Genomic DNA, 23,750 nt, shown 5'->3' on the forward strand with positions numbered 1-23,750 from the left:
GCGGCATGCCAAGGGCGGGGGCGGAGGACCGCCCATGAAGGACATCACCCCCGCCCCCGAACTGCCCGACGACGGCGCGCCCGGGATCGACCCGGACGCGCCCAGCCCGTTCGACTACGCCACCCGGTCCCGCGACCGCGACGTGCTGGACATGGTCCGCGCCGCGCTCGCCCGCGACGACGTCACCCTCGCGTTCCAGCCGGTCGTGGCGGCGGGCGGCGAGACCGCCTTCCACGAGTCGCTCGTCCGGCTGACGGACGGGACCGGGCGCGTCATCCCCGCCGCCCAGTTCATCGGCGCGGTCGAGGGGCTGGACCTCGGGCGGGAGATCGACTGCGCGGCCCTGCGCCTCGCGCTGCGCGCGCTGCGCCGCACGCCCGGCCTGCGCCTGTCGGTGAACATGTCGGCGCGGTCCATCGGCTACGGCCCGTGGCGGCGGCTGCTGCACGAGGGGCTGGAGGGGCGGGACGCGCCGGGCGAGCGGCTGATCCTCGAGATCTCGGAGCCGTCGGCCATGCAGGTGCCCGAGATCACCCTCGCCTTCATGCGCGACCTGTCCCCGCGCGGCGTCTCCTTCGCGCTCGACCACCTCGGGGCGGGGATGACCTCCTTCCGCCACCTGCGCGCGTTCCTGTTCGACATCCTCAAGATCGACGGCAGCCTCGTGGCGGGCTGCGACGCGGACGCCGACGCCCAGTGCCTGATCGACATCATGGTCTCGCTCGGCACCCATCTCGACGCCCACGTCGTCGCCCAAGGCGTCGAGCGCGGGGCCGAGGCGGCCGTCCTGACGCGGGCCGGCGTCGACGGGATGCAGGGCTGGCACTGCGGCGGCCCGAGCCTGCGCCCGGACTGGACGGGGGCCGCCTGACGCCGCCGGGGTTCCCGCGAACCCGCCTTGCGCCGAACCGCGCATTGGACTGTGCCGCCCGCCCGCGCTATCCGCCCGGGCGAACGCCGGTGTGGGCCCTTGCCCGACGACACGATCCCGGCGCGAACCGAAAGGACCGGGAATGACCAACGTCGTGATCGCCTCCGCCGCCCGCACCCCCGTGGGCAGTTTCCTCGGCAGCTTCGCCAACACCCCCGCCCACGACCTCGGCACCGCCGTGATCGAGGCGGTGGTCGAGCGCGCGGGCGTGGACAAGGCGGAGGTGTCCGAGACGATCCTCGGTCAGGTGCTGACCGCCGCGCAGGGCCAGAACCCGGCCCGCCAGGCGGCGATCAACGCGGGCCTTCCCAAGGAAGCGTCGGCGTGGGGCATCAACCAGGTCTGCGGCTCCGGCCTGCGCGCCGTGGCGCTGGGCGCCCAGCACATCCAACTGGGCGACGCGGCCATCGTCGTGGCCGGCGGGCAGGAGAGCATGTCGCTGTCGCCCCACGCGCAGGCGATCCGCGGCGGCCAGAAGATGGGCGACCTCAAGCTCGTGGACACGATGATCCGCGACGGGCTGTGGGACGCGTTCAACGGCTACCACATGGGCCAGACCGCCGAGAACGTGGCCGAGCAGTGGCAGATCACCCGCGAGGCGCAGGACGAGTTCGCCGTGGGCTCTCAGAACAAGGCCGAGGCCGCGCAGAAGTCCGGGAAGTTCCGCGACGAGATCGCCGCCTTCACCGTGAAGGGCCGCAAGGGCGAAACCGTGGTCGAGGACGACGAGTACATCCGCCACGGCGCCACCATCGACAAGATGTCCGGCCTGCGCCCCGCCTTCACCAAGGACGGGACCGTCACGGCGGCCAACGCGAGCGGATTGAACGACGGCGCCGCCGCCACGCTGCTGATGTCCGCCGACGCGGCGTCCAAGCGCGGGATCGAGCCTTTGGCGCGCATCGCCTCCTACGCCACCGCCGGGCTCGACCCGTCGATCATGGGCGTCGGTCCCATCTACGCCTCGCGCAAGGCGCTGGAGAAGGCGGGCTGGTCCGTGGACGACCTCGACCTCGTCGAGGCGAACGAGGCCTTCGCCGCGCAGGCCTGCGCGGTGAACAAGGACATGGGCTGGGACCCGTCCATCGTGAACGTCAACGGCGGCGCCATCGCCATCGGCCACCCGATCGGGGCCTCGGGCGCGCGCGTCCTCAACACGCTGCTCTTCGAGATGAAGCGCCGCGACGCCAAGAAGGGCCTCGCCACGCTGTGCATCGGCGGCGGCATGGGCGTCGCCATGTGCGTGGAGCGGGACTGACGGCAGGTCGGGCGGGCCGCGCGTATGTACGCCCGTATGCAAGATGTATGCACGGCGTATGCACGGGGGGTGCACGGGGGGTGCACGGGGGGCGCACGCCCCCCGCGGACGCCCCGGTGATGCCCACCTTGCCTGACGAACCGCCTGCCCGGGGGGCCGAATGAGCGACCGATTCGCGCAAGTCGTCTTCTCCGGCGGGGGGCTCCGCTGCTTCTGGCACGGCGGCTGGATGGAGGCCGTCACGGCCGCCCGCCCGGCCCCCGCGCCCGACCGCGTCACCGGCGTGTCCGGCGGCGCGCTCTCGGCCGCGGCGTGGCTCGCCGGGCAGGAGGAGTGGCTGTTCGAGCGCTTCGCCCGCGCGCTGCGGCGCACGGACAGCAACGTGACGTGGGACGACCTCGACGACGACGACGGGCGCTCCCCGCACCAGCGCGTCTACGAGGCGATCGTCGAGGACGTGATCGACGCGGACGCCCAAGTCCGCATCGCCGAGGGCCCCGCCTTCCAGATCAGCGTCTCGACCACCGGCGACGGCGCGGGCGCGACGCTCAAGGCGCTGGCCGCGGGCACGATCTATCAGATGGAGCAGGTCGTCGCCCCCACGCCGCGCCCGCGCCTGTCCTCCTATGCCGGGGTCGAGCAGCGCCTGATCGACGCGCGCCGCGCGGCCCGCGACGGCACCCTGCCCGACCTGATCCGCATGGCCGCGACCGTGCCCCCCGCCTTCCGCCCCGACGATTGGGACGGGGAGCCGGTCTACGACGGCGGCATGGTCGACAAGGCCCCCCTGCCCGACCCCGACGCCGGGCGCACGCTGGCGCTCTTGACCAAGCGGTTCGCGTCCCTGCCGGACGACGACCACGTCGACTACGTGCAGCCCTCCGCCCCCGTGCTGGACGGCTCCAAGCTCGACTTCACCGACCCCGACCTGCTGCGCGAGGCGTGGGACCAAGGCCATCGCGACGGCGAGGCTTGGCTGCGCGACCGTGCCGACCGAACCACCAAGGAGGAGAACTGAACATGTCTCGTATCGCACTCGTCACCGGAGGATCGCGCGGCATCGGCGCCGCCATCTCGAAGGCCCTGAAGGACCAAGGCGCGCAGGTCGCCGCCACCTATGCCGGCAACGACGAGCGGGCGAGGCAGTTCACCGACGAGACCGGCATCAAGACCTACAAGTGGGACGTGGCCGACTACGACGCCTGCAAGGCGGGCATCGCCCAGGTCGAGGCCGACCTCGGCCCGGTCGACATCCTCGTGAACAACGCGGGCATCACCCGCGACGCGCCCTTCCACAAGATGACGCCCGAGCACTGGCACGCCGTCATCGACACCAACCTGACGGGCGTCTTCAACATGACGCACAACGTCTGGGGCGGCATGCGCGAGCGCAAGTTCGGGCGGATCGTCACGATCAGCTCGATCAACGGCCAGAAGGGCCAGTTCGCGCAAGCCAACTACGCCGCGACCAAGGCGGGCGACATCGGCTTCTCCAAGGCGCTGGCGCAGGAGGGGGCGCGGGCCAACATCACCGTCAACGTGGTCGCGCCGGGCTACATCAACACCGACATGATGAGCACCATCCCCGAGAAGGTCATGGACTCCATCGTCGGCGCCATCCCCGTGGGCCGCTTGGGCGAGGCCGAGGAGATCGCGCGCTGCGTGGCGTTCCTGACCTCGGACGACGCCGGGTTCATCACCGGCTCGACCATCTCCGCGAACGGCGGCCAGTACCTCGCCTGAGCCTCCGGGCGGCCCCCGTCGCGGGGCCGCCCACCGCCGTCACGCGAAGCGCGCGCGGATCGGGAGGTGCGGGGCGGCGGGCGCCGCGCGGCGGAACGTGAACAGCCGCCGGAAGACGGCGCCCCGCTCGGCATGGGCGCGGGCGAAGGCGGCGTGGTAGGTCCGGGTGGTCGGGGTCTCGAACATGGCGGGCTCCTCTCGGATCAGCTTCGTTGCGTCGTCCTTGACTTGGACCCCGCTCGACCTGATCACAAACGAGACTTCTGCCTGCTTCGGTTAAGCCCACCTTGTCCGACCGCCTGCCTCCGCTCACGGCCTTGCGCGCCTTCGACGCCGCCGCGCGGCACATGTCGTTCCAAGACGCGGCGGCCGAATTGCACGTCACGCCCGCCGCGTTGTCCTACCAGATCAAGTCGCTAGAGGAGCAGTTCGGCGCCCCGCTCTTCCACCGCATGAACCGCAAGGTCGAACTGACCGAGGCGGGGGCCGCCCTCGCCCCCGGGGCTGCCGAGGGGTTCGCCGCCCTGCGCGCGGCGTGGCGCGCGGCCAAGCGAACGCAGGAGAGCGGGCTGCTGACCGTCACCGCAGGGCCCGCCTTCACCGCCCGTTGGCTCGCCCCCCGTCTCTTCGACTTCGCCTCCAAGCACCCGGAGGTGGAGCTGCGCTTCGCCGCCACGCTGCGCCTGCTCGACTTCCGCACCGACGACATCGACGTGGCCATCCGCTTCGGCCAGCCCCGCGCGGGTGAGGACGAGGCGCTGCACGTCGCCCTCGACCTCGGCGAATGGATGACGCCGATGATGACCCCCGACCTCGCGGCCCGCTACGCCACGCCGGAAAGCTTGCGCGACGCGCCCCTGATCCATCAGGACGACACGGCGGCCTTCACCGGCTTCGACTGGGGAACGTGGTTCCGGGCGGCCTCCGTGCCCGCGCCGGAGCCGCACGGGCCGAGGTTCAGCCAAGCGGACCACGCGCTCGACGCCGCGCAGGCGGGGGCGGGCGTGGTGCTGGGGCGGATGAGCCTCGCGGACGCGGCGCTGCGGACGGGCGCGCTGGTGGCGCCGTTCGACGTCGCGATCGTGCCCGAGGCGCGCTACCGGGTGCTGTGCCCGCAGGGCGCACAGGACCGGCCCGCGACGCGCGCGTTCCTCGACTGGCTGCGCGGCGAGGTCGCGACGATGGCCGACCATTCGGGCGGGCGGACGATGGTGGACGCCGTGGACGTGGCCACGACGCCCGAGGGCTAGGTCAGGGCGGGCGCGCGGCGCTAGGCCGACACCCCTTCGCTCAGGCGGGCGATCTCCTGCTTGAGGGCGAGCTTGCGCTTCTTGAGCGCGGCGACCTCCAGCGAATCGGAGCCGGGGCTGGCCATCTCCGCCTCGACGCGGGCGGACAGGGTGGCGTGCTTCTTCTTCAGCTCCTGCAGGTGAGATCCGAGCGACATGGGCGTCTCCTTCAGCTGTTGGTTTGGCACGGTCCGAGTGCAGCATGGGACATAGCGCCGTGTCACGACCTTTCCCGTGCAACCCCGCTTGTGGCGCGACGAAGCCTAAGAAAGCGTCAACGGGCCCGCATGGCGGAGCACGGCCTCGGCCGCGGCGGACGGCACCGCCCCGTCGTGCAGCACCAAGGGCGGCAGGAGCCGCAGTGGCCCGCGCGCCGCCTTGCGCCCCCGCACGATCACGCGATGCGCCGGGGCGCCGGGCTGGGACGCGAGGGGCAGCACCGCGAGGTCGCCCAGCCCCGGCGCCATCGTGCCCAGCAGGTCGGCCAGCCGGTCCGCGCGGGCGACGAGCGTGACGGTCCCCTTCGGCCCCGCCCGCCGCATCGCGGCGCGCGTCCACGCGCGCACGCCGCCGGGCCCCGCCTCGCGCAGCGCCGCCTCGCGCGCGGCGTCGGCGGCGGCGCGGCCCGACCCCGCGGGCAGGTAGGGCGGGTTGCAGATCACGTGGTCCCACTGACGCTTGGCGGCGGGCGGCGGATCGAGGGCGTCGCCCTCGATCACCCGGGCGCCGGGCACGTTCGCGCGGGCCAGCGCGGCGGCCCCGGCGTCCCGCTCCAGCCCCGCGACGACGACCCCCGGCACGCGCGCCGCCACGCAGGCCATCGCCGCCCCCGCACCGCAGCCGAGGTCCAGCACCGCCTCGCCGGCCTGCGCGGGGCAGGCGGCGGCCAGCAGCACCGCGTCCGAGCCGGACCGGAACCCCCGCGCGGGCTGCCGCAGAACGACCCGCCCGCCGAGGAACCGATCCTCCGTGTGGCTCATTCCGAGACCGTGACCCCGTTGTCCCGCATCACGTGCCGCGCCATGAATAGATCGCGCTCCGCGACCATCATCCGGCGCGGCAATATGCCGATGCTGCCCTCGAGGATCGACGTGTTGGCGTCGAGCACGAAGCACCCTATACCCTCGCCGTCCAAGAGGGCCTCGGCGAAGGCGATGACCGTGGGGTCGTTGGTCCGCAGGAGTTCTCGCATGGGGTCCGGCCTAGGCCGCGCGCCACGCGCCGTCCAGACGCCCCGTCGGAGAGGCAGATGAACCGACCCGAGCCGATCCCGCCGCACGAGCGCCTCGCCGCCGCGCTGTCCGACGACATGGCCGCCGTGGACGCGCTGATCCGGGACCGCATGGCCTCGGAGGCGGCGCCCCGCATCCCGCAGGTGACCGAGCACCTGCTCGGCGGCGGCGGCAAGCGGGTCCGCCCCCTGCTGACGGTCGCGGCGGCGCGGCTGTGCGGCTACGAGGGCGACCACCACCTGCGCCTCGCCGCGACGGTGGAGTTCATCCACACCGCCACGCTGCTGCACGACGACGTGGTCGACGAGTCCAAGCAGCGGCGCGGGCGGCCCACGGCCAACCTGCTCTGGGACAACCAGTCCAGCGTGCTGGTCGGCGACTACCTCTTCGCGCGGTCCTTCCAGCTGATGGTCGAGACGGGCTCGCTGCGGGTGCTCGACATCCTAGCCAACGCGGCGGCGACCATCGCCGAGGGCGAGGTGCTGCAGCTGTCGGCGGCGCGCGACCTCTCGACGACCGAGGACACCTACCTTAGGATCGTGCGGGGCAAGACGGCCGCGCTGTTCGAGGCGGCGGCCCAAGTGGGCGGCGTCATCGCGGGCGTCGAGGAGGACCGGGTCGCGGCCTTGGCCGAGTACGGCGACGCGATCGGCGTGGCGTTCCAGATCGTGGACGACTGGCTCGACTACGGGGGCGCGGGCGACGGGATCGGCAAGAACCTCGGCGACGACCTGCGCGAGGGCAAGCTGACCCTGCCGGTGATCCGGGCGCTGGCGCGGGCCGACGAGGGCGAGCGGGCGTTCTGGAAGGGCGCGCTGGAGCGCGGCGAGGGCGAGTTCGCGCAGGCGCGCGCGATCCTCGACCGGCACGGCACGCTGGAGGAGACGCGGGCCGAGGCGCTGGCGTGGCGGGACCGGGCGGTGGCGGCTTTGGAGCGGCTGCCGGACCATCCGCTGCGCGGGATGCTGGCGGACCTCGCCGACTACGTGGTGGCGCGCGCCTCCTGACGGCTCACCAGAGGGTCGCGGCCTCGACCCACCAGCCCGGCCGGGCCAAGCCGCGCGCGGCTTCCTCGGCGGCGGCGCGGCTGTCCCAGAGGCCGAAGCAGGTGGCCCCCGACCCGCTCATCCGCGCGAGCGCGCCCCCGGCGGCACGCAGGTCCGCCAGCGCCGTCTCGATGACCGGCGCGATCGCCGTGGCGGGCGCCTCCAGGTCGTTGCGGCGGTCGGACAGCCACGCCACCGCCGCCGCGCCGTCGGCGAAGGCGGGCGGATCGGGCATCGGGGGGTTCGCCTTCGCGGCGAGTCCCGCGAAGACCGCGCCCGTCGGCACGCCGACGCCGGGGTTCACGAGCACGCCGTGCAGCGCGGGCAGGTCGATGCGCTCCACCCGCTCGCCCGCGCCGCGCATCCGCTGGGCGCGGGGGTCCATGCAGACGGGCACGTCCGCGCCCAGCGCCATGAGCGCGTCCGTGTCGAGCGCGGCGCCCGCGAGGCGCAGCGCGCAGGCCGCGTCCGAGGAGCCGCCGCCGATCCCGGCGGGGTGCGGCAGGCGCTTGTCGAGGGTGACGTGGGCGCGGGTGCCGGCGGCCGCCAGCGCCCGGCGGACGATGTTGGCGTCGTCGGTGGGCACCCTCGCCGCGAAGGGGCCCGTGACGGCGAGCCCGTCGCCGTCGGAGAGCGTCAGCCGGTCGCCGAAGTCGGCGAAGGCGACCAGCCCGTCGAGGTCGTGCCGCCCGTCCGCCCGCCGTCCCGTGACGTGCAGGCAGAGGTTCACCTTCGCGGGCGCGAGGCCCCGGCGCGCGCTCACCCGTCGTCGGCCTCTTCGAGGACGCCGACGCCGCCCTCCTCGTCGAGGACCGCGTCCAGCCCGACCTCGAGCTTGCGCTTGATCCGGGCGAGATCCTCCGGCTCGGGATCGAGCGAGAGGGCGCGGCGCCACTGGAACTCCGCCTCGCGCTTGCGGCCCACGGTCCAGAGCACGTCGCCGAGATGGTCGTTGATGACCGGGTCGCGCGGTGTCAGCTCGACCGCGCGCTCCATCGGGGCCACGGCCTCCTCGGCGCGGCCGAGGCGGTAGAGGACCCAGCCGAGGCTGTCGGTGATGTAGCCGTCGTTGGGCCGCGCGGCGACGGCGCGCTCGATCATGTCCAGCGCCTCGTCGAGCTTCATGCGCTGCTCCACGAGGCCGTAGCCGAGGTAGTTCAGCACGGAGGGCTGGTCGGGGTTGAGGTCGAGCGCGCGGCGGAAGTCGGCCTCCGCCCCCGCCCAGTCGTCCGTCCGCTCCCGCGCGATGCCGCGGGCGTAGTAGAGGAACCAGTCGCGCGCCTCCGGCTCGCCCGCCGCCTCGACGATGGAGAGGGCGCGGTCGTAGGCCTCCGCCGCCCCGACGAAGTCCTCGGTCCGGCGCAGCGCGTCGCCCAGGGAGGCCCAGACCTCCTGGCGGTCCGCGTCCGTGCGGGTCAGGGCCTGCAGCACCTCGACGGCGGCCTCCTCCCGGCCCGCCTTCAGGAGCACGTCGGCTCGCTCGATCTCGGCGGCGTGGAAGGCGGGGTCGTCGCGGGGCACGGCCCGCAGGGCGGCGGCGGCGAGGTCGCTCTGGCCCTGATCGTCGAGCAGCGCGGCCACGAGGACGAGCGCCTCGGTGTGGTCGGGGCGCAGCACCGTGGCGGCGCGCCCGTTGATCAGCACGAAGGTCGGGCTCGCCTCGCCCGCGAGCAGGGCGGCGAGGGTGAAGTAGGCCTCAGCCATGCCGTCGCGCGGCGTGGCGACGAGGTCGAAGCCGACCTCCTCGCCCGCCTCGATCCGCGCCAGCAGGGCCTCGAGGGCGGGCGAGTTCACCGCCGCCGTCGACTGGGTCAGCAGATCCACCGCGTCCGCGGTCCGGCCCATCGCGGCGAGCACCTGCGCGTGGCCCTCGATCCCGCGCGCGGTCAGCTGCAGCGCGGTGCCCGCGCGGCCCGAGAAGATCTCGTCGGCGGTCTCGAAGTCGCCCTCCATCGCCGCGAGGTAGGCGGTGTGGATCAGCGCGAAGGGCGTGAAGCCTTCGGTCTCGGCGAGGCGATCGAACTCGGCCCGCGCCGCCGCGCCGTCGCCCCGCGCCGCGGCGATCCATCCCCGCACCAGCCCGTCGAGCAGCGCGCCGCCCACGGTCTCGCCGGACAGGATGGCCTCGGCCCCGTCCCAGTCGCCCGCCTCCAGCGCGGCGATCAGCCGGGCCGCGTCGGCGAACTGGCTCTCGCCCTCCGCCGCCTCGAGGAGGTCGGCCACGCGGGCGGCGGCGGCGAAGTCGCCGAGCGCGGCGTTCACGATCACCGCGTTCTCGAGCACGGAGGGCGTGGTGTCGTCGCGCGCCACGAGCCGGTCGTAGTACTCCGCCGCCGCCGCGTAGTCGCTGGCGAAACCCGCGATGCGGGCGGCGAGGTAGGGTCCGGCCTCGCCGCGGGTCTGCGCGAGGAGCGGCGCGGGCAGGAGGAGCGTGGCGGCCAAGAGGGCGGCGGAAAGGCGCATCGGGGTCTCCGGAAGGGGTCGCGGCACGCTAGGCGGGGGCCGGGGGAGGTGCAACCGAGGGGGCGGGACCGCGCCGGTCCCGGAGGCGGGGCGACGGCGCGCGCGCCGCGCCCCTCCGGCGGCGCGGCGATGCCCCCCGCCCGGTCCGGCCGTCCCGCCGCCGCGACCGGCTCCGCGCCCGCCGGGGCGGCCCCGGGGCGGCGGATCACATGTTCGGGTAGTTCGGCCCGTCCCCGCCCTGCGGCACCTGCCAGACGATGTTCTGCGCCGGGTCCTTGATGTCGCAGGTCTTGCAGTGGACGCAGTTCTGGAAGTTCACCACGAACCGCGCGTCGTCCCCCTCGCCCACGAACTCGTAGACGCCCGCCGGGCAGTAGCGCTGCGACGGCCCCGCATACTGCTTCAGGTCCACCTCCACCGGCACGGACGGGTCCTTCAGCCGCAGGTGCGGCGGCTGGCTCTCCTCGTGGTTGGTGAAAGCGAAGGACACGTTGGTTAGCCGGTCGAAGCTGAGCTTGCCGTCCGGCTTGGGGTAGTCGATCGGCTCGAACTTCGACGCGGGCTTTAGGCTGTCCGCGTCCGACTTGGCGTGCTTCATGTTCAGCGGCGACCAGCCGGTCAGGTTCTGGAGCCACATGTCCGCGCCGCCCACCGACAGCGACGCCATCAGCCCGTGGTTCGACCACAGCGGCTTGACGTTGCGCACCCGCTTGAGGTCCTTGCCGATCGGCCCGGTCCGCACCGCCTCGTCGTACTCGGCCAGCGTGTCGCCGGTGCGCCCGCCCTCGATGGCCGCGTGCGCCGCCTCGGCGGCGGCCTTTCCGCTCAGCATCGCGTTATGGTTGCCCTTGATCCGCGGCACGTTGACCATGCCCGCAGCACAACCCAGCAGCACGCCGCCGGGGAAGGCCGTGTCCGGCAGCGCCTGCCACCCGCCCTCGGTGATGGCGCGCGCGCCGTAGGCCACGCGCTTGCCGCCTTCCAGAAGCTCCGCGACCATCGGATGGTGCTTGAAGCGCTGGAACTCCATGTACGGGAAGACGTACGGGTTCTCGTAGTTCAGGTGGACGACGAAGCCCACGTACACCTGGTTGTTGTCGAGGTGGTAGATGAAGCTGCCGCCCCCGGCGTTCTTGCCCAAGGGCCAGCCCATCGTGTGCACGACCTTGCCCGGCTGGTGCTTCTCGGGGTCGATCTCCCACAGCTCCTTCATGCCCAGCCCGTACTTCTGGGTCTCCTTGCCCTGCAGGCCGTACTTGTCGATCACGTGCTTGGAGAGCGACCCGCGCACCCCCTCGCCCAGCATCACGTACTTGCCGCGCAGGATCATGCCCGGCTCGTAGCCCTCGCCCGGGGTGCCGTCGGCGTCGCGCCCGAACTCGCCCGCGACGACGCCCGCCACGCGGCCCTCCTCCATCACCAGCTGGGTGCAGGCCATGCCGGGGAACACCTCGACGCCCAAGGCCTCGGCCTGCTCGGACAACCAGCGGCAGACGTTGCCCATCGAGACGACGTAGTTGCCGTGGTTCGACATCAGCGGCGGCATGATCGCGTTGGGGACGCGGACGCGCCCCTCCTCGCCCAGCACGTAGAAGCTGTCGGAGGTGACGGGCACGTCCACGGGCGCGCCCTTCTCCTTCCAGTCGGGGATCAGCGCGTCGAGCCCGGAGGGATCGAGCACCGCGCCGGACAGGATGTGGGCGCCCACCTCGGAGCCCTTCTCCAGCACCACCACCTCGCGCGCGGGGTCCAGCTGCTTGAGCCGGATCGCCGCCGACAGGCCGGCGGGGCCGGCGCCGACGATCACCACGTCGTAATCCATCGACTCCCGTTCGACGGACAGGTCCGCCTCCATCGGGCTGGGGGGCGGGGCGGCGGGCGTGGCGTCGAGCATCGGGGCACCTCGTGAAACGGTCCGGCGCGCAGCTTGCGCGTCGCGGCCCATATGGGAAAGGGGTGACGCGCGCGTCAATCGTGACCCGTCGTCGCGTGGGGGCCGCCCGCGCACGTTGCACGCGGCGCGCGGGCTGCTAACCTGCCCGCCGACCAACCGCGCGCCGCCCCCGGAGCGGCGACCCCGCAAGACGAAGGCACCCCCATGGAGAAGATGCCCATCACCCCGCGCGGCCTCGCCGCGCTGGAGAAGGAGCTCAAGCACCTCAAGTCCGAGGAGCGGCCCGCCATCATCCGCGCCATCGCCGAGGCCCGCGAGCACGGCGACCTGTCGGAGAACGCGGAGTACCACTCGGCCCGCGAGAAGCAGGGCTTCATCGAAGGCCGCATCAAGGAGCTGGAGGGGACCATCTCGCTGGCCGAGGTGATCGACCCCGCCAAGATGTCCGGCGACACGATCAAGTTCGGCGCCACCGTGACCCTCGTCGACGAGGACACGGAGGAGGAGAAGACCTACCAGATCGTGGGCGAGCCCGAGGCGGACATCGAGGCGGGCCTCCTGAACCTGCGCTCCCCGCTGGCGCGCGCGCTGATCGGCAAGGAGGAGGGCGACTCGGTCGAGGTCCGCACGCCCGGCGGCACCCGCGACTACGAGATCACCGCCGTCCGCTACGCATGAGCGACGCGACCGATCCCGGTCCGGCGGCGCGCTCCTCGCCGCCGCCCAAGACGCCCGGCGCCCCCCGCGGCGGGGCCGAATGGATCGGGGCGACGGCCACCTTGGCCTCGCTAGCATGGCTCGCCTTGGCGGGCTGGTACCTCGCCACGCTCACGCCCAACGGGCTCGCGATCCTCGCGGTCGATCCGTTGGCGACCGCCGTCGCGCTCCTCGGCATCGTGGTGCCCGTCGCCCTGATCTGGATCGTCGCGACGCTGGCCCGGCTGTCCCGGTCGCTGAGGCAGGAGGCGGCCCATCTCCGCGACGAGATCGACGCGATGCGCGAGGCGCACGCCGTGCAGGCGCGCATGGGCGCCGCCGCGCTGCGGCGCGACGTGGAGGCGCGGCTCGCCGACGTGGGCAAGACCGCCGCCCCCGCGCCCGGCCCCGCCCCCACCGGGGAGGCCCCGCGCAGGGCGCCGGTCCTCACGGCGCCCGCGCGCCCCGGGCGAAGCCCGCTGGAGGTGCTCCGCGCCGCCCGCCCCGTCCCGGCGCCCGCGCCGTCCGAGGCTCCGCGCGCCGATCCCGCGCCGGACGCCGAGGCGGACGTGCCGCCCGCGCGGACCGGGCTCGACGCCGCGGACGTCCTTCGCGCCTTCGACCTGCCGCGCGGGCGCGACGACGCCGAGGGGTTCGCCCTCGTCCGCCGCGCCTTGGCGGATCCCGCGGCCGGGCCGGTCCTCTCGGCGGCGCAGACCGCGCTGGCGCTGCTCTCCGAGGGCAACCTATCGGCCACCGCCCTGCCCCCGGCGCCGCCCGCGGCGTGGCGCGCGTGGCTCTCCGGCGAGGGGGCGCCGTCCTCGTTGGGCGAGATGCGGGATCCGGCGGCGACCGCGCTCGCGACGGGGCGCGCGCGGGCCGAGCCGCCCTTCGCCGCCGCCGCCGCCGCGCTGCTCTCCGCGCTCGAGGAGGCGGGTCCGGCCTTGGCCGCCGCGTTCTCGGACGAGGATCTCGAGGCGCTGGACCGCACCCGCACCGGACGCGCCGCGCGGATCATGGCGCGGGCGACGGGCGCGCTCGACTGACCGCCGACGCGGACGCACAGGCGACGTGCGCTTCCGCCGGTTGCCCGCGCCCGGCCGTCGCGCCACCTCCGGCCCAGCATCCGGAGGACATCATGGGCCAACTGATCGACGGCGTCTGGCACGACGACTGGTACGACACGAAGTCGACGGGCGGGACGTTCGTCCGCTCGACCGCCAAGTTCCGCGACTGGATCACCCCCGACGGATCGCCCGGCCCCTCCGGCGAGGGCGGCCACCCGGCCGAGGCGGGGCGCTACCACCTCTACGTCTCGCTGGCCTGCCCGTGGGCGCACCGCGCGCTCGTGGTCCGGAGCCTGCGTGGCCTGACCGACCTGATCGGCGTCTCGGTCGTGCATCCCGACATGCTGGGCGACGGCTGGACCTTCGAGACGGACGACCACGGGGCGACGGGCGACAAGCTCTTCGGCCTGCCCTTCCTGCGGGACGTCTACCTGCGCGCGAAGCCGGACGTGTCGGGCCGCGTGACGGTGCCCGTGCTGTGGGACACGAAGACCGGGACCATCGTGTCGAACGAGTCCTCCGAGATCATCCGCATGCTCGACACCGCATTCGACGGCATCACCGGGAACGACGAGACGCTCTACCCGGAGGCGCTGCGCGGCGAGATCGACCGGATCAACGACCGGGTCTACCGGGACGTGAACAACGGGGTCTACAAGGCGGGCTTCGCCACCTCGCAGGCGGCCTACGACGAGGCGGTGACCGCGCTGTTCGACGCGCTGGACTGGCTGGACGGGCTGCTCGGGGAGCGGCGCTGGCTGGCGGGCGACGTGCTGACGGAGGCGGACTGGCGCCTGTGGACGACGCTGGTGCGGTTCGACGCGGTCTACCACCTGCACTTCAAGTGCAACCGGCGGCGCCTGATCGACTACGCGAACCTCTGGCCCTACGCCCGCGCGCTCTACCAAGTGCCGGGGGTGCGGGAAACCGTGGGCTGGCACCACATCGTCCGGCACTACCACTACAGCCACGAGAGCATAAACCCGCACCGGATCGTCCCCATCAACCCGGTGATCGACTGGGACGCGCCGGTCGACCGCTAGGCCCGCCGCCCCGCCGGCCGCGACCCGGGGTCCGGGGCGGAGCGCCCGGCGGGCCGCCCCGCGCGCGGGGCGGCCCCTCTCTCATGCCGTCTGCGCGGCCACCGCCGCGCGGGCCTTCTTCGATCGGTCGGCCTTGGCCTTGCGGGGATGCGGGCGCCCCGTCTCGGCGTAGTGGCGCAGCTCCTCGGTCGCCTCGCGCATCACCTTGCGGAACTGCAGCTTCATCGGCAGCGCCATCACGAGGCTGAAGGGGAAGGCGAGGTCCGCCCGCAGGCGCACGGACACCTCCGATCCGCCGCCGGTGTGGCCCGCGACGGTCCACTCGTTGACGAGCGACCGGACGAAGCCCGGCATCTTGGCGCCCGTGGCGGAGTAGGCGATGCGGCGGGCCGCCGGGTCGTAGGCCTCGATCGTCTCGGTGAACGCCCCGAGCGAGGTCTCGCAGACCCGGCCCGCGGCGGGCGCGCCCGGCAGCGCCTCGCCGGGCCGGGCGCCGGAGACGTAGACGCTGGAGGCCCAGTCGCCCGCGCGGACGTAGTCGGGGCCGAGGATCTGCCACACCCGGTCGGGGGCGGCGTCGATGCGGACGGTGCGCCGGACCTCCATCAGCCCACCACCTTTCCGCCCATCGCGTAGCCGCCCTCGGCGGTCTCCTCGATGTGGACGTTGATGTACTGGCGCAGGTCGCCCTTGCCGGCGTTCGACCCGACGGCGGCGAGGCCCTCGGTCAGGCGCGAGACGATGTCGGCCTTCTCCTCCACGCTCCAAGCGGAGCGGGGGACGGTCACACGGATGGTGGGCATGGTCTGTCCTTTCGGTTTGAGTTCTGCATCGGCCGATGCAATACTCGTAGCCGCTCCATCCCCGTATTGCAACAGGTGTTTCATAATGGCGCGACCCCGCTCCTTCGACGAGGCCGAGACGCTGGCCTGCGCGATGACCGCGTTCTGGCGCGCGGGCTTCGAGGCGACGACCTACCGGGGGTTGGCGAAGGAGACGGGCGTGGGCCTGCGCTCGCTCCACAACGCGTTCGGGGAGAAGGACGCGCTCTTCGCCCGAACGCTCGACGCCTACACGGAGATGGCGGCGGGCCTGCTCGACCAAGTGCTCTCGCCGCCCTCCCCCGACGCGCTGATCGGCCTCTTCGAGGCCACCGCCGCGCCGGTGCCGGAGGGCGACGTGCGCCGCTCCGGCTGCCTGATGGCCAACACGGCCTTCGAGCTGTCCGCCCCGCCCGCCGCCGTGGCCGAGCGGATCGCGGCCTACCGGACGCTCTTCACCGACCGGTTCGAGGCCTGCCTCGCGGCGGGGGGCGTCGCGGACCCCGCGCCGAAGGCGGAGTTCCTGCTGGGGGCGCTCTGGGGGATGCTGGGCCAGATCCGGCTCGCGGGGGACACGACGTCCGCCGCGCCGATGGCGGGGGTGGTGGCGGACACGATCCGGGGCTGGACGCGCTAGGCGCCGCGCACCTCGGCCACGAGGTCGTCGGTCGGGCCGTCCCGGAGCACCGACACGTCGCCCGTGGTCTCCATGACGACCAGCGCGGCGTCGTCGAAGGCCGCGCAGCCCGCCTGCCGCAGCTTCTGGCGAAGGTCGTCGGCGCTGACCCGCGCGGCGCGCATCGCGGCCTCGTCGGGCACCCCGTCGCGCAGGAGCACCACCGGCTCGTTGTCGATCCAGCGCTGCGCGTCGGGGACGCGGGCGCGGATCAGCCCGATGACCACCTGCATCCCCAGCAGCCCCGCGAGCGCCAGCGCCCCCATCCACCATCCCGTCGCCGGGTCGAGGATCACGGAAGCGAGGATGGAGCCCACCGCCACCGTCACGGCGAAGTCGTAGGCGCTCATCTTGGCGAAGGAGCGCAGCCCCGTGAGCCGCACGACGCCAAGCAGGATCGGGAGCAGGATCGCGGCGTCCGTCAGCGGCGTGAGCCAGTCCGGGATATCGGGCATGGGGCCTCCTGTCGCGGTCCAAGCGGCGGCGGTGGCGAAGGTTCCGCCGCCTGCCTAGATGGACGGCATGATCAAGGCGCCTGCATTGCTGATCGCGCTGGCCTACGGGCTGGTGGTGTTCCTGTTCTCCTCGTGGCGGATGAAGCGGAAGCTCGACTCCGAGGCGGAGCCCTTGGACGAGCCGCTGATGCGCGACGACCTGCGCGCGATGGCCGACGCGCTGGACCTGCCGGAGGTGCGGGTGAACGTCCTGCCGATGGACCCGGTCAACGGGCTGGCCGCGCCGGACGGGCGCATCTTCATCACGTCGGGCTTCCTGCGGAAGCTGCGGGCGGGCGAGGTGTCGTCGGCGGAGATGGCGTCGGTCGTGGCGCACGAGCTGGGCCACGTGGCGCTGGGGCACGCGCGGCGGCGGATGATCGACTTCTCGGGCCAGAACGCGATCCGCGTCGCGCTGGCGGGGGTGCTGGGGCGGGTGCTGCCCTTCGGCGTCGGCATCTGGGCGGCGAACGCGGTGGCCTCCCTCGTGGCCGCCCGCCTGTCCCGGCAGGACGAGTACGAGGCCGACGCCTACGCCTCGGCGCTGCTCGTGAAGGCGGGGATCGGGGTGGAGCCGCAGAAGTCCCTTTTCCGCAAGCTGGAGCGGATGACGGGGATGGGCGGCAACGGGATGCCCGCGTGGATGATGTCCCACCCGAAACCCGATGAGCGCATTGCGGCCATCGACGCGAACGCGGCGCGGTGGGGGATCGGCGGGCGAGGTTGAGGGCGCCGGGGCGTCGCCCCGGGCCTCGGAATATGTCCGGACCATCGAAGGGACGTGCGCCCTGCGGCGCGGCGCGCTAGTCCGGCCGCATGACGCCCGACCTCCTCTGCATCGGCTCGGTCCTGTGGGACGTGATCGGGCGCTCCAACGCCCACATGCGCGTGGGCTCCGACGTGCCGGGGCGGATCACGCGCATCCCCGGCGGCGTCGCCCTCAACATCGCGATGGCCGCGCGGGCCTATGGGATGACGCCCGCGCTGCTGTCCTGCGTGGGGCGGGACGCGGAAGGCGACGAGCTGGTCGCGGCCTGCGCGCGGCTGGGGCTGGTGACGGACACGCTGACGCGCTCGGACGACCTGCCGACGGACGTCTACATGGCGGTGGAGGGGGCGAACGGGCTGATCGCCGCGATCGCGGACGCCCATTCGCTGGAGCTGGCGGGGGCGCGCATCCTTGAGCCGCTGGAGGGCGCGCTGCGGGGCTGGGACGGGCCGATCGCGCTGGACGGGAACCTCACGCAGGACCTGCTGGCGCGGATCGCCACGGACCCCGCTTGGGCCGCCCGCGACCTGCGCGTGGCGCCCGCCTCGCCCGGCAAGGCCGAGCGGCTGCTGCCGCTGCTCTCGCACGGGGCGGCGACGGTCTACGTCAACCTCGAGGAGGCGGGCCTGCTGCTGCACCGCGATCCGGGGGATGCGGGCGCGGCGGCGGAGGCGCTGCTGGCGCGGGGGCTGCGGCGGGCGGTGGTGACGGACGGGCCGCGGCTGGCGGCGTCGGCGGATGCGGACGGGGTGCACGTGCGCCGCCCGCCGGCCGTGATGGTCACGCGGGTGACGGGGGCGGGCGACACGTTCATGGCGGCCCACATCGCGGCGGGCGCCGAAGGGCTAGACGCCGAGGCGGCGCTGGCCCGGGCGGTGGAGGCGGCGGCGGTCTACGTGTCGGGGGACACGTATTGACCCCCGTCGCCGTGCCCGTGCTGCGCGTGGCGCGCCCCACGGACGACATCGCGCGCTGCCTGCCCTTCTACGTGGACGGGCTGGGGCTGGAGGTGCTGGCCCGGTTCGAGGACCATGCGGGGTTCGACGGCGTGGTGCTCGGGCATCCGAACGCGCCGTGGCACCTGGAGTTGACGACGCATCCCGACCATCCCGCGCCCGTCGCATGGTCGGCGGACGACCTGCTGGTGCTCTACCTGCCGGACGGGGGGGCATGGCGCGCGGCCTGCGCGCGGCTGCAGGCCGCCGGTCACGGGCCGGTCGCGCCGCTCAACCCCTACTGGGCCGCGCGCGGCCGGACCTACGCGGATCCCGACGGGCGGCGGGTGGTGCTGCAGAACGCGGACTGGACGGCCTGACGCGGGGCGCGCCTCGCTTGCCGCGCCGCAGCGGACGCCCTATCCCGTCCGGGATGGCCAAGGACGACCAGACGCCGCGACCCCAGCGGGCCGGGATCCTGACCCGGCTGAGGAACAACTTCCTCACCGGCCTCGTCGTCATCGCGCCCATCGGGCTGACCTTCTGGCTGGTCTGGTCGGTGATCGGCTGGATCGACGGCTTCGTGCTCCCCTTCGTCCCGCGGCGGTTCAACCCCGACATCTGGCTGGCCGAGAACCTCGACTTCCCGATCGACATCCGCGGGATCGGGGTGGCGTTCTTCCTCGTGTTCACGGTGCTCGTCGGCTGGATCGCCAAGGGGATCATCGGGCGCTCGATCCTGCGCTCGGCCGAGAGCCTCGTGAACCAGACGCCGGTGGTGCGCTCGGTCTACGGGGGCCTCAAGCAGATCGCCGAGACGATCTTCAGCCAGGACAACACCTCCTTCGAGCGCGCCTGCCTCGTGGAGTATCCGCGCCGGGGCATCTGGGCGATCGGCTTCGTGTCGACCTCGGCCAAGGGCGAGATCGCGACGCGCGCGCAGGTGCCGATGGTCTCGGTGTTCCTGCCGACCACGCCGAACCCCACGAGCGGCTTCCTCCTCTTCGTGCCGGAGGATGACGTGACCTATCTGGAGATGACGGTCGAGGACGCCGCCAAGCTCGTGATCTCGGCGGGCCTCGTGTACCCCAACGGCCAAGGCGGCGTGACGACGGATCCCTAGAGCGGGACGGCCGCCTGCCCGGCGTCGGGCACGGGGGTCGGATCCATCTCGGGGCCGGGCAGCGGCTCGGTCATCTGCGCCACCTTTCGGATCTCGCCGTTCCGCGCGCTCTCGAGATGCATCCGCAGTTCGGGCGAGAGGGTCTCGGGATCGACCCGCACCTTGCCGTGGCGGGCCCACTCGATGTTGGCGGGGCGCAGCTCCTCCTCGCCGTGGCCCTCGAACCACGCGATGAGGTGGTCGGGCCGGATCAGGCGGATGCCGCCCACGGCGAGGTCGCCGTCGTCGGCGAAGACCTGATCCTCGAGGGTGATGTCGGCGAGTCCCATGCGCGTCTCCTGTAGCTGTCGCGGAGGAACGCGATCGGAGGGCGCGAGGTCCGATCCCCCCGCCGCGACATTCTGTCAGGCGTCGGTCTCGCCCGCCTCGTCGCCCCGGGGCGGGGGCTGGTCGCCGGCGATCGCGGCGGGATCGCGGAACTCGCCGTCATGGGCGTGCAGCAGCCGGTCCCGCATGTCGTCGGGCAGCGCATGGGGATCGAGCACGACCTTGCCGTCATGGGCCGCCGCGACGTGCTCGGCCCCCAGCGTCGCCTCGCCCCAGCCTTCCAGCCAGACGAGGAGCGAATCCGGCCGCACCTCGCGCACGGCGCCGACGCCGAGGGCGCCCTCGCGCAGGAAGACCTCGTCCTCGGCGCGGATGTCCTTCAGGGCCATGGGGTGTCTCCTCCTGCGATGCCTTCGAGAGGGGAACGCGGGAGGGGGGCGGAGGGATGCATCAGGACGGGCTACCCTTCCCACCACGATCCGCTAGCCGTCCCGAGATGGTCCCTCGGGCCATTCCCAGACAAGGTCGTCTTGTCGGAGCGCGGTCACCAAGGCTGTTGCGCGTCGCCGCGCGCAGGCACTCTTGCCGAGTGCCATGACGTTCTCCTCGACGTCCACGAGAAACGCGACGACGGCCTCCGAGGGGAGACACCGGCGGACTTGGTGTGCGGCGTCGATCAGAGAGCGGTCATACTCGTCCGCAAAGGATTGGTTCTCCGCGTGGCTCCATCCCCCGCCCGGTCTCCCTTCCTCCCACAGCAGTCCGATCGGATCCCAGAGGTTCCACCCATGGTCGCGCACGCGCCATAGCCGGATCCGGGGCGTCGCGGGCGCTGTCATCCGAGCGACCACGGCAGAGGGCAGCGGCGCTTGATCACGACCCTTCAGCTCACCCCAGCACGCGGGCGATCTTGGCCTTCGCCGTCTCGGCGTCCTCGCCGTAGGCGATGAGGTCGACGACGGCGCCGGTCTCGTCGAGCACGAAGACGCTCGCGTAGTGGTCGAGCGTGTAGTCGCCGCCGCCCACCGGGCGCTTCTGCCAGTAGACCTTCCACGAGCGGGCCATGTCCCACACCGCCTCGGGCGCGCCGGTGATCCCGAGGATGCGGTCGGACTGCGGCTCGAGGTAGTCCGCGAGGAATTCCGGCGTGTCCCGCTCCGGATCGACGGTCACGAAGTAGGCGCCCAACGCGTCCTGCGGGACGTCGAGCTCCGTGAGCCACGTCTCCATGTCGTAGACGGTGGTCGGGCAGACCTCGGGGCAGCGGGTGAAGCCGAAGAACAGCAGCGAGGGACGACCCTCGAAGGCGGCCTCGGTGATGGTGTTGCCGTCGTGGTCCGTCAGCTCGAACGGCGCGCCGAGCTCCACGGCCGCCGTGGCGGCGGGCACGGTCCGCGCGTCCGTGACCTCGCGCAGCGCGAAGCCCGCGCCGAGGGCGATCAGGGCGACGGCGGCGCCGCCCGCGAGGGTGATCCAGCGTGTCATGGCGGATCAGGTGGCATCGCGGCGGGCGGGGCGCAATGCGTCCGCCCGCCGCGTTCTTGCGGGGGTGGAGGTCAGTTGCCGTAGGCCACCGAGGGCAGCCACGTGGTCAGCCCCGGGAAGGCGAACACGATGGCCAGCCCGGTCAACTGCAGCAGCACGAAGGGGATGACGCCCCGGTAGATGTGGCCCAGCGTCACCCCCGGCGGGCAGACGCCCTTGAGGTAGAACAGCGCGAAGCCCACGGGCGGGGTGAGGAACGAGGTCTGCAGCGTCACCGCCACGAGGATGGCGAACCACACCACCGACGGGTCGCGGACCACGTCGTAGCCCGGCACCAGCAGCTCCAGCCCGAGGATGATGGGCAGCATGAGCGGCATGATGATGATCGTGATCTCGATCCAGTCGAGCAGGAAGCCCAGCAGGAAGACGATGAACAGGATGAAGGCCACGGTCCAGTAGGGGTGCCCGTCGAAGGCGTTGAGAACCATGTGCTCGATCACCTCGTCGCCCCCGTAGGCGCGCAGCACGTAGGCGAAGAAGTTCGCGGCGAGGAAGATGCCGACGATGTAGCCCGCCGTGTTGAGGGTGGAGCGCGCCACCTCGACGAAGACGCGGAAGCTCAGCCGTCCGTTGGCGAGCGCCAGCAGGGTCGCGCCGAACGCGCCGAGGCCCGATGCCTCGGTCGGCGTGGCGATGCCCGCGAAGATCGAACCGAGCACCAGCAGGATCAGCAGGAGCGGCGGGATCACCGCCTTGCCCACGTCGATCCAGACGTCGAGGCCCACGTGGGCGCCCTCCGCCGGGGCGGGCATCGCGCCGGGGCGGACGAGGCCGTAGAGCACGATGAACAGGATGTAGAGCCCGCCGAGGATCAGGCCGGGGAAGAGCGCCCCCATGAAGAGGTCGCCCAGCGAGATGGCCAGCTGGTCGGACATGATGACCAGCATGATCGAGGGCGGGATCAGGATGCCCAGCGTGCCGGCGGCCGCGATGGTGCCGGTGGCGATGGGCTTGGAATAGCCCTGCCCCATCATCTGCGGCAGCGCCATGACGCCGAGCAGCGTGACGGAGGCGCCGATCACGCCCGTGGAGGCGGCGAGGATGATCCCGATCAGCAGGACAGTCAGCGCGAGGCCGCCGCGCAGGCCGCCGAACAGGCGCTGCATGCTGTTCATCATCCGCTGCGCCACGCCGGACTGGTCCAGCATGAGCCCCATGTAGATGAACATCGGCAGCGCCACGAGCACGGGGTTCTGGACGATGTTGCCGAAGATGCGGGAGCTGAGCGCGAGGAACTTGCGGTACTCGATCCCGATGCGGTCGAACTCGATCACCTCCTCGAAGGAGCGGCGATAGGGGTCGAGCGCAATCTCGCCCAGGAGCGCGAAGATCAGCGACACGCCCACGAGGGCGAAGGCCACCGGCACGCCCCGGAAGAGCAGCCAGATGAACATCAGGAACATGGCGAGGACGGCCAGTTCGTTGAGCGTGAGGAACTGGCCGATGGCGGCGAGGAGGCTCATCGGACGGTCTCCGGGTCAGCGTCGGGGCCGGGCGCGCCGTCCTTGGACCGGTCGCGCAGCACGTAGGCGAGGGCGATCAACACGAGGAGCACAACCAGAGCGGCGAGGACCGAGGGCTTTCCCTCCTGGTTCCAGAAGATGTCGACCTCGTTGAAGAAGTCGGCTCGCGTCGCGCCCCGGTAGTCCTCGGCCATGCCGAGGGCGACCATGCCCCACGCGCCAGCGTAGTAGATCGCGAGCTGGATCGCGAACCATGCGGAGGGGAACGCGAACAGCAGGCGCTTCCACCAGTGCGGATGGGTCAGGCGGCCCAGCATGCGGACGTAGGCGAACCACGTCGCCACGGCGATGAAGAGGAAGGCCACGTTCACGAAGGTCTTGAGGTAGTAGAGCCCGTGGAGGCCGTTCGGGCTGCTGGACCCCTCGCCGGAGGCGATGGACTGCAGCGCGTAGGCCAGCGTCACGTCCCACGACAGGATGATGAAGGGCAGGAACAGCCATGCGAGGCCGAAGATGTCCCACTTGCGTTGCTTGGCGGGGCGGAACCCGTCGTAGAAGATGTCGACCCGCACGTGGCTGTTGGTCGTCACCGCGTAGCCCACGCCGACGAGGACGGCCGCGCCGTAGAGCCACCATTGCAGGTCGTCCATCCACGCTTGGTTGCCCGGTCCGACGCCGATCCGCCCGAGGTTGCGCAGAAGCACCTGCGCCACGATCACGACCATGAGGATCGGGAAGAGCCACGCGAAGAGGTTGGAGATCGCCACGATGGCGCGGTCGCCGCGCGTGTGGGTCTCGCGGCCCACCTCGCCGGGATCAGAGATGGCGACCATCGGCTCGGCGGCGGTGCCGGCGACCGGCTCGGCCTCGACGGGCTGGCTCATGGAAATCCCCCCTTCCGTCCCCACGGAAAGGCCCGGCCCCGTCGAGGGGCC

Annotated in this window: 29 protein-coding genes; 14 read left to right on the top strand and 15 right to left on the bottom strand. The window is 72.7% G+C overall.

The window, feature by feature from the left end:
- Positions 1-34: 34 nt before the first annotated feature.
- The 4 genes from JQC91_RS13060 (at position 35) to phbB (ending at position 3,932) form a co-directional block, all read left to right on the top strand.
- Positions 35-871, top strand: a complete 837-nt coding sequence (locus JQC91_RS13060) for an EAL domain-containing protein (RefSeq protein ID WP_203287257.1) — start codon at positions 35-37, stop codon at positions 869-871.
- 142 nt (positions 872-1,013) lie between these two features.
- Positions 1,014-2,189 (top strand): acetyl-CoA C-acetyltransferase, encoded by a 1,176-nt coding sequence (locus JQC91_RS13065; RefSeq protein ID WP_203287259.1) that lies wholly within the window; start codon positions 1,014-1,016, stop codon positions 2,187-2,189.
- A 160-nt stretch (positions 2,190-2,349) separates the two neighbouring features.
- Entirely contained in the window at positions 2,350-3,207 is an 858-nt protein-coding gene (locus tag JQC91_RS13070) for a patatin-like phospholipase family protein (RefSeq protein WP_203287261.1), read from the top strand.
- 2 nt (positions 3,208-3,209) lie between these two features.
- A complete protein-coding gene (gene phbB, locus JQC91_RS13075) occupies positions 3,210-3,932 on the top strand; it encodes an acetoacetyl-CoA reductase (protein WP_203287264.1) in 723 nt (240 codons plus the stop codon).
- Positions 3,933-3,971: 39 nt separating this feature from the next.
- Here the strand turns inward: phbB and JQC91_RS13080 are convergent, their stop codons facing one another.
- The gene (locus JQC91_RS13080; protein ID WP_203287266.1) at positions 3,972-4,118 is read right to left on the bottom strand and encodes a hypothetical protein; all 147 of its coding nucleotides are present in this window, start codon (positions 4,116-4,118) and stop codon (positions 3,972-3,974) included.
- A gap of 101 nt (positions 4,119-4,219) precedes the next feature.
- Between JQC91_RS13080 and gcvA the strand changes: the two genes are divergently transcribed.
- Positions 4,220-5,182, top strand: a complete 963-nt coding sequence (gcvA, locus tag JQC91_RS13085) for a transcriptional regulator GcvA (protein WP_203287267.1) — start codon at positions 4,220-4,222, stop codon at positions 5,180-5,182.
- 20 nt (positions 5,183-5,202) lie between these two features.
- Here gcvA and JQC91_RS13090 read toward each other — a convergent pair whose 3' ends face one another.
- The 3 genes from JQC91_RS13090 to JQC91_RS13100 all read right to left on the bottom strand — a co-directional run bounded on the left by JQC91_RS13090 (position 5,203) and on the right by JQC91_RS13100 (position 6,413).
- On the bottom strand, positions 5,203-5,379 hold the full coding sequence (locus JQC91_RS13090) for a DUF465 domain-containing protein (protein ID WP_203287269.1): 177 nt from the start codon (positions 5,377-5,379) through the stop codon (positions 5,203-5,205).
- 105 nt (positions 5,380-5,484) lie between these two features.
- Positions 5,485-6,201: a methyltransferase gene (locus JQC91_RS13095; RefSeq protein WP_203287271.1), complete on the bottom strand. Its 717-nt coding sequence runs from the start codon at positions 6,199-6,201 to the stop codon at positions 5,485-5,487.
- Complete coding sequence (locus tag JQC91_RS13100; protein WP_203287273.1) at positions 6,198-6,413, bottom strand: DUF2007 domain-containing protein; 216 nt, start codon at positions 6,411-6,413, stop codon at positions 6,198-6,200. The genes JQC91_RS13095 and JQC91_RS13100 overlap by 4 nt, the downstream gene beginning before the upstream one ends.
- A 57-nt stretch (positions 6,414-6,470) precedes the next feature.
- On the opposite strand from JQC91_RS13100, the gene JQC91_RS13105 reads away from it, so the two are divergent.
- Entirely contained in the window at positions 6,471-7,460 is a 990-nt protein-coding gene (locus tag JQC91_RS13105; protein ID WP_203287275.1) for a polyprenyl synthetase family protein, read from the top strand.
- Positions 7,461-7,464: 4 nt separating this feature from the next.
- Here the strand turns inward: JQC91_RS13105 and JQC91_RS13110 are convergent, their stop codons facing one another.
- From JQC91_RS13110 to JQC91_RS13120, 3 genes are all read right to left on the bottom strand, one after another.
- Positions 7,465-8,262, bottom strand: a complete 798-nt coding sequence (locus JQC91_RS13110) for a 4-(cytidine 5'-diphospho)-2-C-methyl-D-erythritol kinase (protein WP_203287277.1) — start codon at positions 8,260-8,262, stop codon at positions 7,465-7,467.
- On the bottom strand, positions 8,259-9,962 hold the full coding sequence (locus JQC91_RS13115) for a tetratricopeptide repeat protein (RefSeq protein WP_203287279.1): 1,704 nt from the start codon (positions 9,960-9,962) through the stop codon (positions 8,259-8,261). The genes JQC91_RS13110 and JQC91_RS13115 overlap by 4 nt, the downstream gene beginning before the upstream one ends.
- 205 nt (positions 9,963-10,167) lie before the next feature.
- Entirely contained in the window at positions 10,168-11,784 is a 1,617-nt protein-coding gene (locus JQC91_RS13120) for an electron transfer flavoprotein-ubiquinone oxidoreductase (protein ID WP_203287597.1), read from the bottom strand.
- A 276-nt stretch (positions 11,785-12,060) separates the two neighbouring features.
- Between JQC91_RS13120 and greA the strand changes: the two genes are divergently transcribed.
- The 3 genes from greA to JQC91_RS13135 all read left to right on the top strand — a co-directional run bounded on the left by greA (position 12,061) and on the right by JQC91_RS13135 (position 14,662).
- Positions 12,061-12,534, top strand: coding sequence for a transcription elongation factor GreA (greA, locus tag JQC91_RS13125; RefSeq protein ID WP_203287281.1), 474 nt, complete (start codon positions 12,061-12,063; stop codon positions 12,532-12,534).
- The gene (locus tag JQC91_RS13130) at positions 12,531-13,598 is read left to right on the top strand and encodes a hypothetical protein (protein WP_203287283.1); all 1,068 of its coding nucleotides are present in this window, start codon (positions 12,531-12,533) and stop codon (positions 13,596-13,598) included. Before greA ends, JQC91_RS13130 begins: the two co-directional genes overlap by 4 nt.
- Before the next feature lie 92 nt (positions 13,599-13,690).
- Positions 13,691-14,662, top strand: a complete 972-nt coding sequence (locus tag JQC91_RS13135; protein WP_203287285.1) for a glutathione S-transferase family protein — start codon at positions 13,691-13,693, stop codon at positions 14,660-14,662.
- Positions 14,663-14,743: 81 nt separating this feature from the next.
- Here the strand turns inward: JQC91_RS13135 and JQC91_RS13140 are convergent, their stop codons facing one another.
- Together JQC91_RS13140 and JQC91_RS13145 are read right to left on the bottom strand one after the other, a co-directional pair.
- Positions 14,744-15,268, bottom strand: coding sequence for an SRPBCC family protein (locus JQC91_RS13140; protein WP_203287287.1), 525 nt, complete (start codon positions 15,266-15,268; stop codon positions 14,744-14,746).
- Positions 15,268-15,465 (bottom strand): tautomerase family protein, encoded by a 198-nt coding sequence (locus tag JQC91_RS13145; RefSeq protein ID WP_203287289.1) that lies wholly within the window; start codon positions 15,463-15,465, stop codon positions 15,268-15,270. The genes JQC91_RS13140 and JQC91_RS13145 overlap by 1 nt, the downstream gene beginning before the upstream one ends.
- Positions 15,466-15,550: 85 nt before the next feature.
- Between JQC91_RS13145 and JQC91_RS18150 the strand changes: the two genes are divergently transcribed.
- Positions 15,551-16,120, top strand: a complete 570-nt coding sequence (locus JQC91_RS18150; protein ID WP_203287291.1) for a TetR/AcrR family transcriptional regulator — start codon at positions 15,551-15,553, stop codon at positions 16,118-16,120.
- On the opposite strand, the gene JQC91_RS13155 is transcribed toward JQC91_RS18150, so the two are convergent.
- On the bottom strand, positions 16,117-16,614 hold the full coding sequence (locus tag JQC91_RS13155) for a YetF domain-containing protein (RefSeq protein ID WP_203287293.1): 498 nt from the start codon (positions 16,612-16,614) through the stop codon (positions 16,117-16,119). The two genes, JQC91_RS18150 and JQC91_RS13155, sit on opposite strands and share 4 nt — an antisense overlap.
- A gap of 67 nt (positions 16,615-16,681) precedes the next feature.
- Between JQC91_RS13155 and JQC91_RS13160 the strand changes: the two genes are divergently transcribed.
- From JQC91_RS13160 to JQC91_RS13175, 4 genes are all read left to right on the top strand, one after another.
- Complete coding sequence (locus JQC91_RS13160; RefSeq protein ID WP_203287294.1) at positions 16,682-17,380, top strand: M48 family metallopeptidase; 699 nt, start codon at positions 16,682-16,684, stop codon at positions 17,378-17,380.
- 89 nt (positions 17,381-17,469) lie between these two features.
- The gene (locus tag JQC91_RS13165; protein WP_203287296.1) at positions 17,470-18,339 is read left to right on the top strand and encodes a PfkB family carbohydrate kinase; all 870 of its coding nucleotides are present in this window, start codon (positions 17,470-17,472) and stop codon (positions 18,337-18,339) included.
- On the top strand, positions 18,336-18,737 hold the full coding sequence (locus tag JQC91_RS13170; protein WP_203287298.1) for a VOC family protein: 402 nt from the start codon (positions 18,336-18,338) through the stop codon (positions 18,735-18,737). Before JQC91_RS13165 ends, JQC91_RS13170 begins: the two co-directional genes overlap by 4 nt.
- Before the next feature lie 53 nt (positions 18,738-18,790).
- Positions 18,791-19,480: a DUF502 domain-containing protein gene (locus JQC91_RS13175; RefSeq protein ID WP_203287300.1), complete on the top strand. Its 690-nt coding sequence runs from the start codon at positions 18,791-18,793 to the stop codon at positions 19,478-19,480.
- Here the strand turns inward: JQC91_RS13175 and JQC91_RS13180 are convergent.
- The 5 genes from JQC91_RS13180 to JQC91_RS13200 all read right to left on the bottom strand — a co-directional run bounded on the left by JQC91_RS13180 (position 19,477) and on the right by JQC91_RS13200 (position 23,699).
- Positions 19,477-19,809, bottom strand: a complete 333-nt coding sequence (locus JQC91_RS13180; protein ID WP_203287302.1) for a hypothetical protein — start codon at positions 19,807-19,809, stop codon at positions 19,477-19,479. The two genes, JQC91_RS13175 and JQC91_RS13180, sit on opposite strands and share 4 nt — an antisense overlap.
- 75 nt (positions 19,810-19,884) lie before the next feature.
- On the bottom strand, positions 19,885-20,196 hold the full coding sequence (locus tag JQC91_RS13185; protein WP_203287304.1) for a hypothetical protein: 312 nt from the start codon (positions 20,194-20,196) through the stop codon (positions 19,885-19,887).
- Between the two features lie 499 nt (positions 20,197-20,695).
- Complete coding sequence (locus tag JQC91_RS13190; protein WP_203287306.1) at positions 20,696-21,292, bottom strand: SCO family protein; 597 nt, start codon at positions 21,290-21,292, stop codon at positions 20,696-20,698.
- A gap of 71 nt (positions 21,293-21,363) precedes the next feature.
- A complete protein-coding gene (locus tag JQC91_RS13195) occupies positions 21,364-22,815 on the bottom strand; it encodes a TRAP transporter large permease subunit (RefSeq protein WP_203287308.1) in 1,452 nt (483 codons plus the stop codon).
- Positions 22,812-23,699, bottom strand: a complete 888-nt coding sequence (locus tag JQC91_RS13200; RefSeq protein WP_203287311.1) for a TRAP transporter small permease subunit — start codon at positions 23,697-23,699, stop codon at positions 22,812-22,814. Before JQC91_RS13200 ends, JQC91_RS13195 begins: the two co-directional genes overlap by 4 nt.
- Positions 23,700-23,750 lie beyond the last annotated feature (51 nt).

Source organism: Jannaschia sp. Os4 (genome assembly GCF_016820245.1).
Taxonomy (GTDB): domain Bacteria; phylum Pseudomonadota; class Alphaproteobacteria; order Rhodobacterales; family Rhodobacteraceae; genus Jannaschia.

Excerpts from the sequence above, each read along its gene's own strand:
- JQC91_RS13060 (WP_203287257.1), top strand. The coding sequence starts at position 35 with ATGAAGGACATCACCCCCGCCCCCGAACTGCCCGACGACGGCGCGCCC.
- JQC91_RS13065 (WP_203287259.1), top strand. The coding sequence starts at position 1,014 with ATGACCAACGTCGTGATCGCCTCCGCCGCCCGCACCCCCGTGGGCAGT.
- JQC91_RS13070 (WP_203287261.1), top strand. The coding sequence starts at position 2,350 with ATGAGCGACCGATTCGCGCAAGTCGTCTTCTCCGGCGGGGGGCTCCGC.
- phbB (WP_203287264.1), top strand. The coding sequence starts at position 3,210 with ATGTCTCGTATCGCACTCGTCACCGGAGGATCGCGCGGCATCGGCGCC.
- JQC91_RS13080 (WP_203287266.1), bottom strand. The coding sequence starts at position 4,118 with ATGTTCGAGACCCCGACCACCCGGACCTACCACGCCGCCTTCGCCCGC.
- JQC91_RS13090 (WP_203287269.1), bottom strand. The coding sequence starts at position 5,379 with ATGTCGCTCGGATCTCACCTGCAGGAGCTGAAGAAGAAGCACGCCACC.
- JQC91_RS13095 (WP_203287271.1), bottom strand. The coding sequence starts at position 6,201 with ATGAGCCACACGGAGGATCGGTTCCTCGGCGGGCGGGTCGTTCTGCGG.
- JQC91_RS13100 (WP_203287273.1), bottom strand. The coding sequence starts at position 6,413 with ATGCGAGAACTCCTGCGGACCAACGACCCCACGGTCATCGCCTTCGCC.
- JQC91_RS13105 (WP_203287275.1), top strand. The coding sequence starts at position 6,471 with ATGAACCGACCCGAGCCGATCCCGCCGCACGAGCGCCTCGCCGCCGCG.
- JQC91_RS13115 (WP_203287279.1), bottom strand. The coding sequence starts at position 9,962 with ATGCGCCTTTCCGCCGCCCTCTTGGCCGCCACGCTCCTCCTGCCCGCG.
- JQC91_RS13120 (WP_203287597.1), bottom strand. The coding sequence starts at position 11,784 with ATGGATTACGACGTGGTGATCGTCGGCGCCGGCCCCGCCGGCCTGTCG.
- greA (WP_203287281.1), top strand. The coding sequence starts at position 12,061 with ATGGAGAAGATGCCCATCACCCCGCGCGGCCTCGCCGCGCTGGAGAAG.
- JQC91_RS13130 (WP_203287283.1), top strand. The coding sequence starts at position 12,531 with ATGAGCGACGCGACCGATCCCGGTCCGGCGGCGCGCTCCTCGCCGCCG.
- JQC91_RS13135 (WP_203287285.1), top strand. The coding sequence starts at position 13,691 with ATGGGCCAACTGATCGACGGCGTCTGGCACGACGACTGGTACGACACG.
- JQC91_RS13140 (WP_203287287.1), bottom strand. The coding sequence starts at position 15,268 with ATGGAGGTCCGGCGCACCGTCCGCATCGACGCCGCCCCCGACCGGGTG.
- JQC91_RS13145 (WP_203287289.1), bottom strand. The coding sequence starts at position 15,465 with ATGCCCACCATCCGTGTGACCGTCCCCCGCTCCGCTTGGAGCGTGGAG.
- JQC91_RS18150 (WP_203287291.1), top strand. The coding sequence starts at position 15,551 with ATGGCGCGACCCCGCTCCTTCGACGAGGCCGAGACGCTGGCCTGCGCG.
- JQC91_RS13155 (WP_203287293.1), bottom strand. The coding sequence starts at position 16,614 with ATGCCCGATATCCCGGACTGGCTCACGCCGCTGACGGACGCCGCGATC.
- JQC91_RS13160 (WP_203287294.1), top strand. The coding sequence starts at position 16,682 with ATGATCAAGGCGCCTGCATTGCTGATCGCGCTGGCCTACGGGCTGGTG.
- JQC91_RS13165 (WP_203287296.1), top strand. The coding sequence starts at position 17,470 with ATGACGCCCGACCTCCTCTGCATCGGCTCGGTCCTGTGGGACGTGATC.
- JQC91_RS13175 (WP_203287300.1), top strand. The coding sequence starts at position 18,791 with ATGGCCAAGGACGACCAGACGCCGCGACCCCAGCGGGCCGGGATCCTG.
- JQC91_RS13180 (WP_203287302.1), bottom strand. The coding sequence starts at position 19,809 with ATGGGACTCGCCGACATCACCCTCGAGGATCAGGTCTTCGCCGACGAC.
- JQC91_RS13185 (WP_203287304.1), bottom strand. The coding sequence starts at position 20,196 with ATGGCCCTGAAGGACATCCGCGCCGAGGACGAGGTCTTCCTGCGCGAG.
- JQC91_RS13190 (WP_203287306.1), bottom strand. The coding sequence starts at position 21,292 with ATGACACGCTGGATCACCCTCGCGGGCGGCGCCGCCGTCGCCCTGATC.
- JQC91_RS13195 (WP_203287308.1), bottom strand. The coding sequence starts at position 22,815 with ATGAGCCTCCTCGCCGCCATCGGCCAGTTCCTCACGCTCAACGAACTG.
- JQC91_RS13200 (WP_203287311.1), bottom strand. The coding sequence starts at position 23,699 with ATGAGCCAGCCCGTCGAGGCCGAGCCGGTCGCCGGCACCGCCGCCGAG.